16 protein-coding genes and 2 rRNA genes are annotated in these 18,311 nt (G+C 36.9%); 11 read left to right on the top strand and 7 right to left on the bottom strand.

Annotated features, from left to right (window positions below):
* Together DWA31_RS15285 and rrf are read left to right on the top strand one after the other, a co-directional pair.
* Window positions 1-239, top strand: a 23S ribosomal RNA gene (locus DWA31_RS15285); the annotation flags it as partial.
* Window positions 240-408: 169 nt separating this feature from the next.
* Window positions 409-523 (top strand): 5S ribosomal RNA (gene rrf / locus DWA31_RS15290).
* A gap of 524 nt (window positions 524-1,047) precedes the next feature.
* On the opposite strand, the gene DWA31_RS15295 is transcribed toward rrf, so the two are convergent.
* From DWA31_RS15295 to DWA31_RS15305, 3 genes are all read right to left on the bottom strand, one after another.
* Window positions 1,048-1,377: an SUI1 family translation initiation factor gene (locus tag DWA31_RS15295; protein WP_245942651.1), complete on the bottom strand. Its 330-nt coding sequence runs from the start codon at window positions 1,375-1,377 to the stop codon at window positions 1,048-1,050.
* Between the two features lie 213 nt (window positions 1,378-1,590).
* Window positions 1,591-2,517 (bottom strand): electron transfer flavoprotein subunit alpha/FixB family protein, encoded by a 927-nt coding sequence (locus DWA31_RS15300; RefSeq protein ID WP_114327440.1) that lies wholly within the window; start codon window positions 2,515-2,517, stop codon window positions 1,591-1,593.
* Window positions 2,514-3,266, bottom strand: a complete 753-nt coding sequence (locus DWA31_RS15305; protein WP_114327441.1) for an electron transfer flavoprotein subunit beta/FixA family protein — start codon at window positions 3,264-3,266, stop codon at window positions 2,514-2,516. The genes DWA31_RS15300 and DWA31_RS15305 overlap by 4 nt, the downstream gene beginning before the upstream one ends.
* A gap of 331 nt (window positions 3,267-3,597) precedes the next feature.
* Here DWA31_RS15305 and DWA31_RS15310 point away from each other — a divergent pair, with 331 nt between their 5' ends.
* Window positions 3,598-5,247, top strand: a complete 1,650-nt coding sequence (locus tag DWA31_RS15310) for an electron transfer flavoprotein-ubiquinone oxidoreductase (protein ID WP_114327442.1) — start codon at window positions 3,598-3,600, stop codon at window positions 5,245-5,247.
* 201 nt (window positions 5,248-5,448) lie between these two features.
* On the opposite strand, the gene DWA31_RS15315 is transcribed toward DWA31_RS15310, so the two are convergent.
* The 3 genes from DWA31_RS15315 to DWA31_RS15325 all read right to left on the bottom strand — a co-directional run bounded on the left by DWA31_RS15315 (window position 5,449) and on the right by DWA31_RS15325 (window position 8,992).
* Window positions 5,449-7,137: a flagellar assembly protein A gene (locus DWA31_RS15315; protein WP_114327443.1), complete on the bottom strand. Its 1,689-nt coding sequence runs from the start codon at window positions 7,135-7,137 to the stop codon at window positions 5,449-5,451.
* Window positions 7,138-7,217: 80 nt separating this feature from the next.
* Window positions 7,218-7,547, bottom strand: coding sequence for a hypothetical protein (locus tag DWA31_RS15320; protein ID WP_210725619.1), 330 nt, complete (start codon window positions 7,545-7,547; stop codon window positions 7,218-7,220).
* A gap of 152 nt (window positions 7,548-7,699) precedes the next feature.
* Entirely contained in the window at window positions 7,700-8,992 is a 1,293-nt protein-coding gene (locus DWA31_RS15325; RefSeq protein WP_114327445.1) for a CinA family nicotinamide mononucleotide deamidase-related protein, read from the bottom strand.
* Between the two features lie 255 nt (window positions 8,993-9,247).
* Here DWA31_RS15325 and DWA31_RS15330 point away from each other — a divergent pair, with 255 nt between their 5' ends.
* Together DWA31_RS15330 and dapA are read left to right on the top strand one after the other, a co-directional pair.
* The gene (locus DWA31_RS15330) at window positions 9,248-9,628 is read left to right on the top strand and encodes a hypothetical protein (protein WP_114327446.1); all 381 of its coding nucleotides are present in this window, start codon (window positions 9,248-9,250) and stop codon (window positions 9,626-9,628) included.
* A 64-nt stretch (window positions 9,629-9,692) separates the two neighbouring features.
* Window positions 9,693-10,601: a 4-hydroxy-tetrahydrodipicolinate synthase gene (dapA, locus tag DWA31_RS15335; protein ID WP_114327447.1), complete on the top strand. Its 909-nt coding sequence runs from the start codon at window positions 9,693-9,695 to the stop codon at window positions 10,599-10,601.
* A 42-nt stretch (window positions 10,602-10,643) separates the two neighbouring features.
* Here the strand turns inward: dapA and DWA31_RS15340 are convergent, their stop codons facing one another.
* Window positions 10,644-12,272 carry a PglL family O-oligosaccharyltransferase gene (locus DWA31_RS15340; RefSeq protein ID WP_168427367.1) on the bottom strand — a complete coding sequence of 543 codons (1,629 nt, stop codon included), beginning with the start codon at window positions 12,270-12,272 and terminating at the stop codon, window positions 10,644-10,646.
* A gap of 208 nt (window positions 12,273-12,480) precedes the next feature.
* Between DWA31_RS15340 and DWA31_RS17750 the strand changes: the two genes are divergently transcribed.
* From DWA31_RS17750 to DWA31_RS15370, 6 genes are all read left to right on the top strand, one after another.
* On the top strand, window positions 12,481-12,942 hold the full coding sequence (locus DWA31_RS17750) for a type II secretion system protein (protein ID WP_114327449.1): 462 nt from the start codon (window positions 12,481-12,483) through the stop codon (window positions 12,940-12,942).
* Between the two features lie 2 nt (window positions 12,943-12,944).
* Entirely contained in the window at window positions 12,945-13,454 is a 510-nt protein-coding gene (locus tag DWA31_RS15350) for a type II secretion system protein (protein WP_114327450.1), read from the top strand.
* The gene (locus DWA31_RS15355; protein ID WP_168427368.1) at window positions 13,444-14,010 is read left to right on the top strand and encodes a type II secretion system protein; all 567 of its coding nucleotides are present in this window, start codon (window positions 13,444-13,446) and stop codon (window positions 14,008-14,010) included. Before DWA31_RS15350 ends, DWA31_RS15355 begins: the two co-directional genes overlap by 11 nt.
* Window positions 14,011-14,021: 11 nt before the next feature.
* Window positions 14,022-14,753 (top strand): PilW family protein, encoded by a 732-nt coding sequence (locus DWA31_RS17755; protein WP_281268640.1) that lies wholly within the window; start codon window positions 14,022-14,024, stop codon window positions 14,751-14,753.
* A complete protein-coding gene (locus tag DWA31_RS15365; RefSeq protein ID WP_114327453.1) occupies window positions 14,743-15,183 on the top strand; it encodes a pilus assembly PilX N-terminal domain-containing protein in 441 nt (146 codons plus the stop codon). Before DWA31_RS17755 ends, DWA31_RS15365 begins: the two co-directional genes overlap by 11 nt.
* Before the next feature lie 209 nt (window positions 15,184-15,392).
* The gene (locus tag DWA31_RS15370; protein ID WP_114327454.1) at window positions 15,393-18,197 is read left to right on the top strand and encodes a DUF6701 domain-containing protein; all 2,805 of its coding nucleotides are present in this window, start codon (window positions 15,393-15,395) and stop codon (window positions 18,195-18,197) included.
* The last annotated feature ends 114 nt before the right edge of the window (window positions 18,198-18,311 follow it).

Below are 18,311 nucleotides of genomic sequence, written 5' to 3' on the forward strand. Positions count from 1 at the left end.
CCGGAGTGGACGAACCACTGGTGTTCGGGTTGTCATGCCAATGGCATTGCCCGGTAGCTACGTTCGGAACTGATAACCGCTGAAAGCATCTAAGCGGGAAGCAGGCTTTGAGATGAGTTCTCACTGGAGCTTTAAGCTCCCTAAAGGGTCGTTGGAGACTACAACGTTGATAGGTCAGGTGTGTAAGGGTTGTGAGGCCTTGAGCTAACTGATACTAATTACCCGTGAGGCTTAACCATACAACACCCAAGTGGTTTTGTAGTTAAGACTGACATTTATAGAAAACATCACGTACTAACGTGTTACTTGACATTTCTTTTGTAAAATAAGCTTTGTAATATTTATATCAAATTTCCAAGATTGCTAATTACTACTTACCAAAGGTAAGCGAGTGATTAAAAGTTTTTGTTTAGCGACAATAGCACTGTAGCCCCACCTGATCCCATTCCGAACTCAGAAGTGAAATGCAGTAGCGCCGATGGTAGTGTGGGAGTTCCCATGTGAGAGTAGGACATTGCTAAGCTTCTATTTAGAAAAGCCCGCAACATTGTTGCGGGCTTTTTGCTGTCTGGTGTTTGACCCTTCGACCCTTCGACGAGCTCAGGATAAACGAGCTCAGGATAAACTAGCTCAGGATAAACTAGCTCAGGATAAACGAGCTCAGGGTAAACGAGCTCAGGATAAACTAGCTCAGGGTAAACGAGCTCAGGATAAACTAGCTCAGGATAAACTAGCTCAGGATCAACGAGGATAGGGGAAATGTGAATACTCAGGTGCGCTAATGGGTAGTGTGACTTATGTGGCAGTAAAGCCCATGTGACCCTTCGACGAGCTCAGGATGAACGGGGATAATGGAGAAGCTTCACTTAAGAAAAGCCACCTTCATATTATAATAAAAAGCGAAAGTAACGGACTTTTTGCTTTCTAGCCTTGGGTGAAAACGAAACCCCTTAGTTTTACCACTTGTTTTTATTGTTTGTTTCTAGAAAGCACATTAGTGCCAACGCTAGTTGTTCATGTAAGATTGAGTCGGGGTGTTATTGGTTTTTACCCACCAGTCATTTTTACTTTGAACCCCGCTTTCTCAAGTGACGCTTTAATCTCTTCACGTTTATCTCCCTGAATTTCTATTATTTCCCCGATAACACTTCCGCCAGTACCACATGTTTTTTTTAGTTTTTTAGCTAATTCTTTTAGTGCCTTACTATCAAGTCCTAAACCGGTGATTGTAACGACACCTTTACCTTTTCTGCCTTTGGTTTCACGGCGAATTCTAGCAAAGCCATCAGTGGGAGTAACTTTGGATTCCTTTTTCGTATGTTTTATACGACCACTATCGGTAGAATACACCAAGGACTGGTCATCACTTTTTGCCACTGTTGATGTGCTACTGGCATCTCTTCCAAAAGCATGGGCTAAGTCGCTGAGGCTGGATAATTTTTCTTTCATTATGCTATTACCTGAATTTTTGAGTGCATATCACGTTATGTTTGACGAAATTTAAACAAAATAAAACCACTACGAGAGTGGTTTTATTATAGCAATATAAAGTTTAGCTTAAAACTTATAGAGAAACTTTCTAGCTGTAACTTATAACTTACTTTCAAGCTCTGGTAAGGCATCAAATAAGTCAGCCACAATACCGTAATCCGCTACTTGGAAGATTGGCGCTTCAGGGTCTTTGTTGATCGCAACAATGACTTTAGAATCTTTCATACCAGCAAGATGTTGAATTGCGCCACTAATACCAACGGCGATATATAAATCAGGAGCAACAATTTTACCCGTTTGACCAACTTGCATATCATTTGGTACAAAGCCAGCGTCAACAGCAGCGCGAGATGCACCAATAGCAGCGCCAAGTTTATCTGCTATTCCTTCAAGTAATTTGAAGTTGTCACCATTTTGCATACCTCGGCCACCAGAAATAACAACACCTGCGGCGCCTAAATCAGGACGTTCAGATACAGTTAGTTCATCACTTACATGAGCAGAAATACTTGCATCGGTTGCTATATCTAAAGTAACTATTTCAGCATTACCATCGGTTGCTACTGCATCAAAACCAGTGGCACGTACAGTAATTACTTTTTTGCTATCTAAACTTTGCACTGTGGCAATAGCATTACCTGCATAAATAGGGCGTACAAATGTATCACTACTTTCAACAGCGATAATATCTGATATTTGGGTTACGTCTAATAAAGCAGCTACGCGCGGCATAAAGTTTTTGCCAGTAGTTAATGCTGTTGCAATAATATGTTCGTAATCACCAGCTAACTCAAGAACCAACAAACTTACATTCTCAGCTAGTTGATGCGCATAAACTGCATTATCTGCAGCTAATACTTTACTTACACCGTTTACTTTACTTGCTTCATCAATAACACTTTGACAGTCATGCCCTGCAACTAATAGTGTAATATCGCCACCGATGGCTTGTGCTGCGGCAACGGTCTTAAGAGTTTCAGCTTTTAACGTGCTGTTATCGTGTTCGGCAAATACTAAAATACTCATGAGATCACCTTGGCTTCATTTTTTAATTTTTCTACTAATTCTTCAATTGTTTCAACAACAATACCCGCTTGACGTGTTGCTGGTGGTGTTACTTTTACAAGTTTAGTGCGTGGTGCTAAATCTAGTCCAAAATCCGCGGCGGGTTTCACTACTAATGGTTTACGTTTAGCTTTCATGATATTTGGTAAAGAAGCATAACGAGGTTCATTTAAACGCAAATCAGTTGTAACAATAGCGGGTAAGTTAAGCGCTATTGTTTGTAAGCCGTCATCAACTTCACGAGTAACATTAACTTTATCGCCTTCAACTTTTACCATCGAAGCAAAGGTACCTTGTGGCATACCTGTTAATGCAGCAAGCATTTGGCCTGTTTGGTTATTATCGCTATCGATAGCTTGTTTACCTAAAATCACTAATTGTGGTTGTTCTTCTTCAACAATTTTTTGTAAAAGTTTGGCAATATTTAATGAATCTAAGTTTTCATCAGTATCAATTTGAATTGCGCGATCTGCGCCTAGCGCTAGTGCTGTACGTAACTGTTCTTGGCAAGACTTGTTACCAATTGACACGGCAATAATTTCAGTTGCAGTGCCAGCTTCTTTCAAACGAACTGCTTCTTCTACTGCTATTTCACAAAACGGGTTGATTGCCATTTTTACATTAGCAAGATCAACATCGGAGTTATCGGGTTTTACACGAACCTTGACGTTATAGTCAATTACACGTTTTATCGGAACTAATACTTTCATCGTCGCCTCTGGGTATGTTTTTTATTGAGTAATTATTGATTAATTTAGTTGATAGTCAAAAGACTACCTTTACTTTACGTGAACGTCAACTTAATAAAAACTTTCAAACTGCTAGCTAATACCTATTTATATCGTTAATTGGTAGTATTGTTTAAAACAGGTTGCTTATAAAGCTATAGTATTGACTATTAATATAACCTTGATCACTATGCTATTGTAGAAAAATACTGACTTGCTTGGCAACCACTAATAAGATACTATCAAACACCTGTTTGAATATCAAACAACTGTTTGAATCTTTTTGTAAATAAAATTAATATTTGGAGATACCATGGAACGCGAATCGATGGAGTTTGACGTAGTAATTGTTGGCGCAGGCCCTGCAGGCCTATCAACTGCTTGTCGTTTAATGCAACTAGCACAAGAAAAGCAACAAGAGCTTATGGTGTGTGTTGTTGAGAAAGGCTCAGAGGTCGGTGCGCATATTCTTTCGGGTGCGGTTTTCGAACCAAAGGCACTGAATGAGTTATTTCCTGATTGGAAAGATATAGGTGCCCCGGTCACCACCAAGGTAACTGGAGATGATATTTATTTATTAAATAGCGACAGTAATGGTATTAAATTACCCGGCTTTTCTGTACCGAAAACTATGCATAATGATGGTAACTATATTGTTAGTATGGGTAATATTTGTCGTTGGTTAGCTGAACAAGCTGAACAATTAGGTGTTGAAATATTTCCTGGTTTTCCTGCGCAAGATGTTATTTATAATGATGATGGTAGCGTTGGTGGAATTATAACTGGTGATATGGGCTTAGATGCTAACGGCAAGGAGAAAGACTCTTTTATGCCAGGTATGGAGCTGCGTGCCAAATATACGGTTTTTGCTGAAGGTTGTCGTGGTCACTTAGGTAAAGAGCTTATTGCTAAATTTAATTTAGATTCAAATTCTTCTCCACAACACTATGGATTAGGTTTTAAAGAAATTTGGGATATAGACCCTGCTAAGCACCAAGAAGGTTTAGTTGTTCATACGGCGGGTTGGCCATTGGATAAAGATACAACAGGTGGCGGTTATTTATATCACGCTGAAAACAATCAAGTGTTTGTCGGGTTGATTGTCGATTTAAATTATAGTAATCCGCACTTGAGTCCGTTTGATGAATTTCAGCGTTATAAGCACCACCCAAAAATTAGTCAATACCTTGAAGGTGGTAAACGTGTTTCTTATGGTGCTCGTGCTATGGCAAAAGGTGGTTTCAATTCATTGCCTAAAATGACTATGCCAGGTGCACTATTAGTCGGTTGTGATGCTGGTACGATTAACTTTGCTAAAATCAAAGGTAATCATACCGCGATGAAATCTGGTATGTTAGCAGCGGAAGCCATTGTTGACGCGCTAATCATTAACGACGAAGGCAAACAAGACTTAATCTCGTATACTGATAAATTCAAAGATTCATGGTTGTATGATGAGCTATATAATACCCGTAACTTTGGTCCGGCTATGCACAAATTTGGTACTATGCTAGGAGGCGTTTACAATACAATAGATCAAAACTTTTGTGGTGGTAAACTACCGTTTAATTTTAAAGATGACAGTGTAGATTATGATCAGCTTAAGCTCGCATCAGAAGCGGCAGTCATTAACTATCCTAAACCGGATAGTAAATTGAGTTTTGATAAACTATCTTCAGTGTTTATTTCTAACACTAATCATGAAGAAGAACAGCCGTGTCATCTAAAGCTTGCAGATAGCAATATTCCAATAACTGTAAACTTAGTTAAATATCTTGAGCCGGCACAGCGTTATTGCCCTGCAGGTGTTTATGAAGTAGAACATACAGAGGAAGGTGATAAGTTTGTTATTAATGCTCAAAACTGTATTCATTGTAAAACTTGCGATATTAAAGATCCAAGCCAAAACATTACTTGGGTTACCCCTGAAGGAACAGGTGGTCCAAATTATCCTAATATGTAAATAACCTTAATGAGTTACGACGTTGCGAAGAAAATTCGCATCGTCATACATTTTTTGCTTTTTCATAACTCGTTTAGCGTTAGTTTACGTTAATTCGTTTCTATTAAATTAATTGAACATTGCTCGGCTTGAGTATTAATAATTGGTCAGTTCAATAGTGTAAAAATAAGCGCGAAGTAAGTGTTTTTGCCATGGTTAAAGCTATGTATTAACAATAGGGGTAATGTGAATCTTTCTTTCTTTGTATATCATTCTGCTAGGGCCATATTCACGGCGTGATCTATCGTTAAAACCATCAATAATTAGCTGAACACCATGATATAACTTCTCCGTAGCTTCGACATATACGCTTTCCATATAATCTTGAGTAGTTTTTTCCAGCGCTTTTTTTTCTAATAGAGCTTCACTCATACGTTTTGCGTGAAATTGATAAGTAGAAACAACTTTTGTTAGCATCTCTGGTTTTATTTTATCTTTGGGTAATTTTTTTAATTTATTTGTTGCAGCTTTTAACTCGTTAGTTTTAGTTGAGTCGAGTTTCAATCTTAACTCAATGTCTTGCATTTGTTCTTTGAGTTTTCTAATTTCATGCTCAAAATGAAAAACAGTATTACTACCCGCTGTTGCCCCAACTATTCCGGCTGTAACAAAAGTGCCAACTTTAATATTACCACCAATCAGCTTGCCGTCAGATTTTTCTTCGGTACCAACTTTTAGTCCACCTTGAATATTCAGCAAACTATGTAGCAGTTGCCTTTCAATGCGTACATCTTTTGAGCAACTTATTTCAGCATATTGACAATATTTGGCATAAATACTGCCTTTGGCGTTGACGCTAACACTCATTTTTACATCGGTGATGTTGGTTTTTTCAACATCATGTTTTCGACCAATGATGCCGCCAGATATTGTGATATCACCACCGGCTTCAATCATAGCTGACTCAACAAAGCCACCAACAGTGACATCACCACTAGCAATTACCTTCATACCTTCGTTTACGTCACCGTCGATAATGACACTACCAGTAAAGTTGATATTACCAGTAGCAACAGTCACACTTTTAATTTTGTATATTTCATCGACTTCCATTCCATTAGCAATTACTTTTGGTAAGCCAACTTTTTCTGAGATTAACATATTTTGGTTGCTGGAACTGATGGCGGTGCCTTCACCAGAAACCAAAGATACATCATTGCCGGGCTCTGGAGCAAGTAAAGTAGCGGTTACGGTATAGCCTTTTGTTCCTGCAGTTAAAGGGATTTTTTTTACTAAAGGATCACCAACTTTTACACAAATAATATCGCCTAAATCACGCATATCAACGCTACCATCTTCTTTTCTTTTGGGACGTAAAATACGAGATTGAGCACTTTCAACAAGTGGTTTGATTTCAGCATCATTTCCATTTATAGCTAATTTTCCTGCTGCTATTTGTAGTGTTACGTGGTTGTTAGGTTTTTCTCTAGCGGCTAATTGAGCCAATTTTACCAACTCTTCTTTGCTAAACCCTTTTTTTACACCTGCCTCTTGGGCTGCTGTTAAAATCGCTTTCGCTGATAAATGTTTTCCGCCTTGTGCTGCGGTGATTTCAGCATTAGCACCCATTTCATCACCGTCAATGGTTATTGAAATAGTGGCATCTACTCGCTCTAAAATTTGATACTGTATTTCACGGCCTGTTTGTTTATCTAGTAAAGGTTTTAGTACATCATTTAACTCGGCAATGGCACTTTTTATATTGGCCGTATTGGGGCGTAATTTGGTATATTGAGACTCTGAAATTAGCTCAATAATATTCGCTTCTGTGATTGCATCTCCATTTTTGATTGGCATTAAATGCACATCAATATTATTTTTGGCATTAGCAATTAAACTGACCTGAGTCATAAAAGGTATACTCCGACATCATCATTAGAAAAGCTAATGAACTACTAGATGACTAAAAAGGGTAATTATATGTCACTAAATTAAATGTAATTATCTTGGTGGACTCTAATAAAGTTTTTGGTGTCTATTTTACTATAGTCAACTTTATATTCTCTGCCATCTAGAGATTGCACAAATAATAAGGTCTTTTCTTCACCAAATATTTCACTAGATTCAATATAAACAACATCTTGATAAGCCTTTTTTGCAATAGAGCGCTTAGCTGGTATTTCACCCTTATATATACCAATACCTCGGTGACTTACTATCACCACAGGCTTTTCTCCATTAACAATTAATAAATCGAACTTTTTCATCTTATGTATAATGGTATTTCGACCACTGGTTATAAAATTTTTCTCAACCAAAATAGACTCCGAAACTTAATGATTATTACTAACACTTAATTAGTTGCTTTGGTTATTATAGCATTAGCGTAGTGGCATAAAAAATTTATGTCTTTAAATATATAAATTTTTTATGTACTTAGCAATGAGTTGTTCAAAAATACTTATTGGGGTAGTTAACTAAACTTTCGCTCAACAATATAATGTGGCGTTTGTGTGCTACTCATTAATTCTCGACGAATTAAATCTAAACCTATATTAGCGATATATTTTTGAAAGTAACTTCTTGGTAATGGCATTAATAAGCCTACCGTTTTTAAATTGTTTTTATGTCCCCAAGCAAGCCATACGGTGCCAACTGGCTTGTCTATGCTGCCACCATCGGGTCCTGCAATACCTGATACGGCAATGACATAATCCGCAGAGGATATTTCTAAAGCACCTTTAGCCATTTCAATAACAACTTCTTTACTTACAGCGCCGAGATGATCTAATGATTTTTCGGTTACACCTAATAGTTTGGTTTTCATCTTATTACTGTAAGTAACAAAACCCGCTTCAAAACATGTTGAAGCACCCGCTTCTTTTGTTAATAAGCTCGCTATCATACCGCCAGTACATGATTCTGCAGTGGTGACTTTTAAATTTTTATCTGATAATTCTAGTAAGATATGTTTTGCTAAAGATAAGGGGGTATCTTCAATTTTTGCTATGACATGATCGCCTAACACGTCTACTAATTTAGTATACCACTCTGTTTTTATATTATGGCCTTCTTGGCTCGTTGTAGTGAGTTTTACTTCTAGTAACGGCATACCTGCTCTAAAGCCTAAATCAATACTTTCTGGCCAATTTGGTAGTTGTTCATCTATCATTTTTTGTAACGTTGATTCCCCTAAACCAAATACTTGTAATCGAGTTACATCGGTGATTAATTCTTTAGGAAGTTTTTTAGCTATGTCAGGTATTATTTGTTCGGCCAACATGGTTTTTAGTTCCCTTGGAACACCGGGAGTACAATAAATATCACAGGCCAGATGAATCATTTTGAAACCTACAGCGCTGCCTTCTTTATTGGCTATTATGGCGCACCCCTGTGGTAATATGGCTTGCTTTAAATTAGGAGAGTTTAATTTAGCACCGCGTTTCTTACACCAAGCCGTAATATGTACCAATGCTTCATTATGTTCAGCTAATTCTACTTGGGTTGCTTTTGCTAAAGCTTGAGCAGTTAAATCATCAATGGTAGGACCTAAGCCACCGTTAATAATTAAAATGTCGGCCTGTTTGGCGAGTTGGTTAATTTCATTTACTAATGCCGATAGGTTATCTGCAATGGTTACTTTACGAGAAATGTCTAATCCTAACTCTTTAAACTGCTGTGCTATCATGGCTGAATTGCTGTCAACAATATCACCAGTCATTAATTCATTGCCAGTTAATAATAATTGTACGTTAGGTTTAAACATGAATTTTTCTCAATGGAGTGACGTTTTTTATGTCACATAATTTAACCCTTTTTATCACCAGTTACATCTTATTATTTTAAACAGACTCAGCTGGAAACGTGGTTTATGATTTATTTAGTTGCAATGCGTAAAAATAAATAATTTATTCAGATTGGCATAAGTTGCTTTTACATTTAAAATAGACACCATCTTACTGTGTTAAAGTGGTATTTTTAATTTTATTTATAGCATAAAATAAAGGAAAAATGTGTCGACATGAATTATAACCGAGCGCTTTTGTTTGGCCGTTGGTATCGAAATGACATCGACGCACAGGATCGACAAATTGTGGAGTATGCTGAATTAAGTGCTGATGGCAGCTTTGAATTTACTTTTGTATCAACAGATCAAGAAACAAATGTTACGGAACAAATTGTTGAACTGGGTGATTGGGGCTTAGTGGGTAATGTTCATTTTACTATCACAAAAAGTGAATTGATCGATCAACAACTGTATGCGGCAGATCTTAATGATAGTGATAATTATCATGCTTATAAAGTACTTCAGTTAGACCATCAGACCTTTAAATATCAACATATTGAAACAAAAGAAATTTTTATAATGCGTAAAATAACTGATAATATTGGTCACTGTTAGTTAATGTTAATAACGCGCGTCTATTTGTCCATTTTAATTAGAATACTAGAAAATTAGGAACATAATGAAACGATTGAGAGCAGCAAGTTTAATTACCGCAATTAAAACCCCATATAATGCAGCGGGCGAAGTTGATTTAGCCACTTATGATAAATTGGTAGCTAAACAAATAGCTGCAGGAGTGGATGGTATTGTTGTTGGTGGCACTACCGGTGAAGGACACTTGTTATCATGGGAAGAGCATTTAATATTAATTGCTCACAGTGTGCATAAATTTGGTGAAAAGTTGTTAATTATTGGTAATACCGGTAGTAATAATACCAGTGAAGCGATAAAAGCAACTGTGAATGGCTTTGCTGCGGGAATGGATGCTACTTTACAAATCAACCCCTACTATGGAAGAACATCAACGGCAGGGGTTATGGAGCACTTAACGCGTACATTAGATATTGGCCCTGCTTTTATTTACAATGTACCGGGACGGTCTGGTCAAGATCTTACTCCTGATATCATTGAACCACTATCTAAACATAAAAACTTCATTGGTGTGAAAGAATGTGGTGGTAACGATCGTATCGCGCATTATGAAAAACAAGGTATTGCTTGTTGGTCGGGTAATGATGATGAAAGTCATGATGGGCGACATCTACATGGCTCCCATGGCGTTATTTCAGTTACTTCAAATATTGTACCGAGTTTGATGCGACAATTAATGGATAATAAAAACACAGAACTTAACAATAGCTTGCAAGATTTAATGCAATGGTTGTTTTGTGAGCCAAACCCTATTGGTATTAATACTGCGCTGATGATGACAGATGCAGTATTACCTAATTTCCGTTTACCTTATAAAGCCTTAAATAAAGCACAACGTCAACAAGGTTTAGAGTTAATAGCCGTGCTAAATTCAGATGATATAGTAGGAGATTCATTATCTTTACTAGACGATAGTGACTTTAAATACTGCGTTTAGTTGATCGCAAAGCTTACTGCCTAAATATCACCAAAAAAGCATCTACTTTTTTGGTGATAAAATATTATCTTTCCAGTTTTTTCGTTGAGGATAAGTTTGCTTAGCTTCTATAAGTAATTGTTGATGCTCAGCATCTTTGTTTAATATGCTAAGCGCTAAAAGCAGATTTGCGTACACGCTTTCTCTAGGCATGTATTTTATTCTCTGTTGAGCCCAAGCAATATATCGCTCTAATTTCTGACTGTCTCTGTCTATTAGCCCTGAAACTAAAATATGGGCATAAACCGCCGCATCTAATCTATTTTGCCAAGCAATAGGGTTGATAATATCATTCAATTTTTCTATTGATTGATAGCCGTTTTTTTCATGATCAACCAAAATGTTGGCAGTGTGTAAACTTGTGGCTAAAAAAGGTACAAAAATCGCTGGAATCAATAGTGCAATAAAGCGTAATAAGAACGTATTAGTACACTTAAACGATAAACTATTTTTTGAGTTTTCAGTATCAGTTAACCAAAGTATAATTAGAAAAACTAAAAAGTGGCTTACAGAGCTATAGAAAGGAAACTCCAGTTGGCTGTGTAGTAAAATGGGTAACAGTAAGGCAAATAAGGCTAATGCTTTGCGTCTACTAATGTTAAGCCAAGTTGTAATGTAAGCTATGGTGAATAACATAAAAGCTAATAAGGCTACAATTCCCCCTTCAACCACCCAAAAGAGCACTTCATTATGAGGGTGAGATAAGCGTTGTATGGTATTGCCCACTTCAGGGTGTTCTATCGCATACTGATTAAAATGGTCAATAAAGCTCCGTTCAAAACCGCCATAGCCATAACCAAATAATGGTTTAGCTTTGAACATATCAATACTTACTTCATAGATAACGCTTCGTGAACCTATAGACTGGTATACTTCACTGCCTCGTTTATGAACGTCAGAAAATTTAAAACTCACCACGGCAGTAATCAGGGCTAAAGTTATGATAATAACGTTAATCGATAGCTGTTTCCGACTTTTCTGATATAAATAAGGAGCGATAAGAGCTAAAATTAGTAAAGCACTTAAATGGCCTGTTCTTGATTGTAATACCACCAGTAAAAAGCTAGTAGAGAACAATGTGAAATATATAAGACCTTTGAACGGAATAGAAAACCGAGATTTAACTAACGCAAGTTGAGTTGAGATAAAAAGGGCAATAGCCAAACCTGTTGCCATAAAGCTGGCCATCACATTGGGCTGTAAAAATACGCCATGCGGCCTGCTAATACCTACTTTATAACCACCCCAAAACCCTTCTTCAAAGAAAAAGTATTGTACCAAACCTAAACAAGACTCCAATGCTACGGCAATTAAAATCAGGATTAGTAGCTGGTCTTTATCTGATTGATTAACGGGAAATTGATACAAACAAAACAACAACAGCAAACCGCCTGTTAGTGCTAAAAGACGTGGAATCGCATGATCTGTAAATTCAAAAGAATAGAAAGCAGAGACGAACAAACAAAGACAACCAACACTTAGCCAAACTAACATTTTGCTATAAACTATTTTTTTATTTAAAGTGACCTGCCAAAAACCAAGGGCAATTAATATCACTACAAACAACCAAGCAATGATATTGAATGATAGATACAATCCAGTACCACCGGGAGTATCTAAAACAATATGCATACCAACGAAAAAATAGCTGACAAGAAAAAATTTAAAATAAGAAAAAGCTGACCACATAGGTTTAAATGATGTAAGTAAATTGACTTGTTTATCAGTATGAAATAAACAATAACTTACCCTTTATTGATAAAATATTGTAAAGTATCATAACAGAGAAATAGTGTCTTTTATCTTGATTAATTAAAGTATTAGCACCAGAGAAAGTATAATGAACAGTAAAGGCTTTACCTTAATTGAATTAGTGGTGGTTATTGTTATTTTGGGTATCTTAGCGGTAACGGCTGTGCCTAAATATATTCATTTGCAAGCTGATGCTCAAACCTCAACATTGGAGGGGGTAAAAGTTTCTATACAGGGAGCTTCGGCGCTGGCCTACAGTAGATCTCTTGTTGCAGGCAATCAAAAACTATCCACGGCAAGCGTTACTTTATCTGATGGTACTGAAATTGATGTTCAATATGGCTATCCAACGACAAACCTTTTAGACTGGCAAGAGGTTTTAGACTTAGACTCAAGTGACTTTGAAATGGCAATTTCTAATAGCGTATTGATTATTTACCCTGTCTCATTAGGAGTAATTTCTTCACAAAGTGCTGATTGTATTGTGACTTATCAACCAGCAACGGCAATGGGGGTTAAACCCATTATTACAGTGAACTCTTGTGTTTGATTATGTACTCAGGTAAAAATAAACCCATTGAATGCAATGGCTTTACCATGATAGAACTTATTGTCGTTATTATGATGATAGCGATAATGGCAGTGACAGTATTGCCAAAATTTTTCACCTCTAACGGTTTCGAAGAATATACTTATCGTGATGAATTGATTATCAAGTTAAGAGCTATTCAACTGCGCACAATGCAACAAACAAACAATGGCACATGCCGATTGATTCAGATCGATTCATCTGTCATTGGGTTGTTAGCGACAACTCCTAATGCCACTACATGTGAATCTAATTACGCAGGAAAATCAACCACAGTCACTATTAATGCCAATCATAATGTAAGTTTTACCAATTCTGAAGGACTATCAAGTTTTAACTTTTCTTCACTGGGAAGGCCAGAAGCTTTAGGGTGCGGCGATGCACTTACGCCATGTGAAATCACGTTGACAGTGGCAGGGGAAAGTTCATTAGCCATTAAAATAAACCATGAGGGCTATATTTATGCAAGTTAGCCATTATTGTTCTCGTTTACAGCATAAAGGTTTCACCTTAATTGAAACTATTGTTGGTATCGTTGTTTTAGCTATTTCTTTCTCTGTACTTACCTCTCTGATTTTTCCTATTGCACAACAAAGCGCTGAACAGCTACATCAAGTGAAAGCGGCAGAGTTAGCGCAATCAATGCTCAATGAAATTCAAAATAAAGCCTTTGATCAACATTCGGATATGGCAGGAGGTCGACTTCGATGTGGTGAAACGGGGGCGCCTGCTTGTTCTACCGTTATGGGGGCGGAAACTGGAGAAAGTAGAGCCACTTTTAATGATGTTGATGATTATAATGGATTAGATTATAGCGCAGGGGAGATCAAGAACTCACAAGGGTTACCATTAGACTTATATATTGGTTATGCCATGCTTATTAGGGTTTGTAATGATGCTGATTATAGTGGGCCTAGTTGTGATGGTGCTTCGGATGCTAATATTTCAACAGCTAAGTTAATTGTAGTTACTATCACTACGCCTACCGATTTTTCAATGAGTTTTTCAACTTATAGAGCTAACTTTTAATGAAACCGTTAATGAGAAATAAATCATCGGGTTTCACCCTTATTGAGCTGATAGTCGTTATTGTTATTTTAGGGGTGCTTGCAGCCTCAATTAGTAGTTTTATAAAATTTGGTACACAAATTTATACTGAAACAACAGCCAGAGATCAATTAGTGTCATCAGCACGCTTTGCTATTGAACGTTTGAATCGTGAAGTTCGAAATGCATTACCTAATAGTTTAATAGTATCTGGTAATTGCTTGAAATTCACTCCTATTATTGAAAGCACTATTTACACAGATATACCGGTAACCCCTGAAATAACAAGCGATACGATTAATGTTATCAGGTTTGATGAAGATATCGCTAACATTGGTCATTGGAAAGCCATTGTTTACCCATTAGCCCCCGACGATGTTTACCCTATTATTACAAGTAATGACGATAAAGTGCATGATATTGCTAGTATAGTAACAATCGGTGATGAGTGGGTTATTACGTTAGAAAATGACGTAGTATTTGCCGAAGACTCTCCAACTCAAAGAATTTACTTTATCAATGAAAGCGTCGAGTATTGTTTGCTAGATAATACTTTAACCAGAGACGGTACCAAAATGGCGCAAGATATTTATAATGCTAACCCTTTCGAGGTTATAGCCTCAACTTTACAGCGTAACGCCATGGTACAAATACATTTACGATTTGAAAAAAACGGTGAGCAAGTCACTTTCAATAATGAAGTGCAGGTGTTAAATGTTCCATGAACTTATGGTAAAAAATAGAAGATTCAATAAGCAAAAGGGTAGTGCACTCGTTATTGCTATTTTTATTATTGTTGTTATGACTTTGTTGGGATCGGCTCTTGTTAGGATGACCAGCTCTAATGCAGAAACAATCGCCTATGAAGTGATTGGTACGCGAGCATTTCAAGCAGCTCAAGCGGGAGCACAAAAGAAATTAAGTGAAGTGTTTCCTTTATTACCTAATAATGGTTTGTGTCTAAGCGGTGTTGAATATGACTTTTCTACTATTAAAGGGTTAGAGAACTGTAAAGCTGTCAATGTAAAATGCACAAATGATACTGTTGCGCCTGTTAATGGTACTTCTTATTATACCATTACGAGTACCGGTCAATGTAGTGTTGCGGGTGTTTTTACCTCAAGAAAAATTGAAATTAGAGCTAGGAGTTTATAATTATATTTTTGGCATTTAGTATCTGATTTTTTTACATAATAGTGTAACACTTTATAAACCTCGAAAATGCGGGGTTTTTTATTGTCAAAAATTCATTTTAATCGGTAAATTCAAACGGCTTTATATTGCATATATAGGTACTTAGCGTTACCTTTGCTTTATTCATTACTTCGGTTACTTTTGACACCGTCAAAGCGAGTATTTATTAGATGTTTAAAATTGTTGCTATGTTCGGATTTTTGCTTTTATTTAATAGCAATCAAATTTTTGCTGCCTGTTCACCTTTTGTTGGTGGTGCAACATTGAACGAGATTTTGAAAGAGCAGGGAAATGGTGATGCTTTTATAGAAATAGAGTTACTTGATAGTTCTATTTCTTCTACAACGTATAACCAATGGACTCTAAAATTTTGTCATGACGAAGGGAACAATCAGAACCAGTCTTCGCAATGTAATAGTATTTCAGTTGCTGATATGAATGATGCCACTCAGTGGATATGGGCTGAAGAACCGATAATAGATAAAGGCTTTATCGATTTTGACGCTGGTTTTGATCTTTCCTTACTGGATGAAAATCATCTATTTATTGATTATATTCAAGTTGATAATTATTCAGGCCAAGACTTTACATGTAGTTACCCTGAATTAGAGTATGTTTTTCCCATTCCTAATGACATTACCAATGGCACTAAAATACTGTTAAGAAAACCAAGTGGTACGGGGGAATGGCTTGAATCTAAAAACCTAAATACATATCCGCCCACGCCTGGTGAAGGAAATGATGGCGATCCAATAATAGATCACTTTGAAATAATTCATGATGGTCAAGGCCTTACTTGTGAGGCTGAAACGATAACTATTAAGGCCTGTGCTGACGCATCGTGTACAACATTAAATCATGATGCTACCGATGTACAACTATCAATAAATGGTACGGTAAATAAAACAGTGACCGTAGTTGGCAGTACTGATACAAGTTTTGCTTTCACTACTGCAGGCACCGCTACTCTGAGCTTAGATCAAACTTACGAATGTGAAAATGGTGCTTCTGATAGTTGTGTTGTTGTGTTTGATGATACAGGTTTCATTTTTGGCAATGATTCTAATTCTCTTCCTATAATACCTACTCAGCTATCAGGTAAACCTTCTAATACAGGTTTTAATAGTGAAGAGTTCTTTTTACAAGCAGTAAAAACGGACGATAACACAGGCTCGTGTGTTGGCCTTTTCCCTGACGGTACAGATGTTCCAGTGAACCTTTCATATACTTGTCATGAAGATAGCAGTGCCTGCACTCGTAATATAACGCTTACCAATAATGTTACTGAGATCAATTTAATGACAAGTGCTGTTGAGCATAACCTTCGGTTTAGTAGCGACTCTAAGGCCTATTTTTCTCTTAATTACCCAGATGCGGGTAAACTTATTGTTAATGCGCAAAAGGATATTGATGTTGATGGTTTAGGAGATATTAAAAGCTTTAGTGTTACATCAAATGCATTTGTTGTTCGTCCATTTGGGTTTCAATTAGATTTCAGCCAAGATGCGAATAGCGCCGACGCACTAGCCTCAACTGCGTTAGGTAGTGATTTTAAAAAAGCGGGCGAAACTTTTTCATTAAGAGCTATAGCGAAGCAATGGGCAAATAACCAAGATGACGACAATGATGGTATTCCGGATAATTTTACGGATCTTAATTCTAATGCTATCGCAGGTAATTTTGATGGTGAGCAATTAACGGTAACCAGCGAATTGTTTTTACCTGATCCACTAACCGCTAATTCAGGTGTGTTAACGGCTGAAACCAGCTATAGCTTTTCAGCAAGTATTTTAGATGATGATTACAACTTTTCTGAAGTGGGAATCATTCACTTATCCGCTCTGTTAACAGATAGTGATTATATAGGCGGCGGTAATATACAAGGCTATATTGCCAATGTAGGTCGTTTTACGCCTGCTTATTTTATTCAAACTGTTGACGTTGATGTTGATCTTGGGGTTGATGGTAACGGTAGTTTAAATGCAAAACATTCATTATTAGGTACTTGTACCATAAAAGACTGGGCATATTCAGGTCAAGAAACTAATAGTGTAGGAACCATTACTTATGGCTTGCCACCCGAGATATTAATAACTGCCTATAATACAGATAATATCATTACAAAAAACTATACAGAATCAGGTTTTATGAAGCTTTCGGCATCTGGTATCGTAATAACGCCACCGACAGAAGACTTTGAAAAAGATCGGATTGATCCTATGGTTGTCGATGAAAAGGTCAAGATAAATTCAGTAATGACGCCAAGCTTAGATCTGACAGTGGAGGAAGCTGGCGTGTTAAATTATGAGTTTAATTCCGCTGATCATTTCATTTATGAGCACAATACACATTCTAAATACGCACCTTTTCCAGCAAAAATTCCCTTTGCTATAACACAAGTTCAAGATAGTGATCTAATCAATTTATATAGTGGCTCAGACCCAGATATTATCCCTACAGAGCAGGTGTTAACTGAAGGTATTGAAATTCGCTTTGGACGTTGGACTATCGACAATGCATTTGGGCCTGAAACGTCATTATTACCTATGCCCATGACTGTTCAATATTGGAATGGGATTGAATTTGAAATTAATACTGATGACAATTGTACCGTGCCAAATATTGACGACGAAATAAACTCAGGCGAAATATGGGAAGGAGACTTAACTGATTGGCAATATCGATTGTTAGATACTTCTACTGAGACGAATGAACCTATTACACCGGAAGATACACTCGCTACGGTACCTGACCCTTTAACTACTTTTAGTGATGGTATATATCGAGACTTTATTTTTACATCTCCTGGAAATGGTAATAGGGGATCATTAAATCTTGAATATGAAGTGCCTGTTTGGCTTAAATATGATTGGCAAAATAATGGTAACTTTGAAGACAACCCATCAGCTAAGGCTACTTTTGGTCTGTTTCGTGGTAACGACAGAATCATTTATCAACGAGAAGTTAATAATTAGTACAAATATCTCTTAAAAGCAACCGACACAATAGAATTGGTTGTAATACTCAGGTATGATTGTTCGATCTGATAAAAGAACAATTTTTCGCGCTAACTATTTGCACTTATGAAG

The sequence above is a fragment of the Candidatus Colwellia aromaticivorans genome, from assembly GCF_003333305.1.
GTDB classification, from domain to species: domain Bacteria; phylum Pseudomonadota; class Gammaproteobacteria; order Enterobacterales; family Alteromonadaceae; genus Colwellia; species Colwellia aromaticivorans.

Bases quoted from the DNA above. Each gene is read 5' to 3' on its own strand.
- DWA31_RS15300 (WP_114327440.1), bottom strand. From the start codon at position 2,517: ATGAGTATTTTAGTATTTGCCGAACACGATAACAGCACGTTAAAAGCT.
- DWA31_RS15305 (WP_114327441.1), bottom strand. From the start codon at position 3,266: ATGAAAGTATTAGTTCCGATAAAACGTGTAATTGACTATAACGTCAAG.
- DWA31_RS15310 (WP_114327442.1), top strand. From the start codon at position 3,598: ATGGAACGCGAATCGATGGAGTTTGACGTAGTAATTGTTGGCGCAGGC.
- DWA31_RS15315 (WP_114327443.1), bottom strand. From the start codon at position 7,137: ATGACTCAGGTCAGTTTAATTGCTAATGCCAAAAATAATATTGATGTG.
- DWA31_RS15325 (WP_114327445.1), bottom strand. From the start codon at position 8,992: ATGTTTAAACCTAACGTACAATTATTATTAACTGGCAATGAATTAATG.
- DWA31_RS15330 (WP_114327446.1), top strand. From the start codon at position 9,248: ATGAATTATAACCGAGCGCTTTTGTTTGGCCGTTGGTATCGAAATGAC.
- dapA (WP_114327447.1), top strand. From the start codon at position 9,693: ATGAAACGATTGAGAGCAGCAAGTTTAATTACCGCAATTAAAACCCCA.
- DWA31_RS15340 (WP_168427367.1), bottom strand. From the start codon at position 12,272: ATGCATATTGTTTTAGATACTCCCGGTGGTACTGGATTGTATCTATCA.
- DWA31_RS17750 (WP_114327449.1), top strand. From the start codon at position 12,481: ATGAACAGTAAAGGCTTTACCTTAATTGAATTAGTGGTGGTTATTGTT.
- DWA31_RS15350 (WP_114327450.1), top strand. From the start codon at position 12,945: ATGTACTCAGGTAAAAATAAACCCATTGAATGCAATGGCTTTACCATG.
- DWA31_RS15355 (WP_168427368.1), top strand. From the start codon at position 13,444: ATGCAAGTTAGCCATTATTGTTCTCGTTTACAGCATAAAGGTTTCACC.
- DWA31_RS17755 (WP_281268640.1), top strand. From the start codon at position 14,022: ATGAGAAATAAATCATCGGGTTTCACCCTTATTGAGCTGATAGTCGTT.
- DWA31_RS15365 (WP_114327453.1), top strand. From the start codon at position 14,743: ATGTTCCATGAACTTATGGTAAAAAATAGAAGATTCAATAAGCAAAAG.
- DWA31_RS15370 (WP_114327454.1), top strand. From the start codon at position 15,393: ATGTTTAAAATTGTTGCTATGTTCGGATTTTTGCTTTTATTTAATAGC.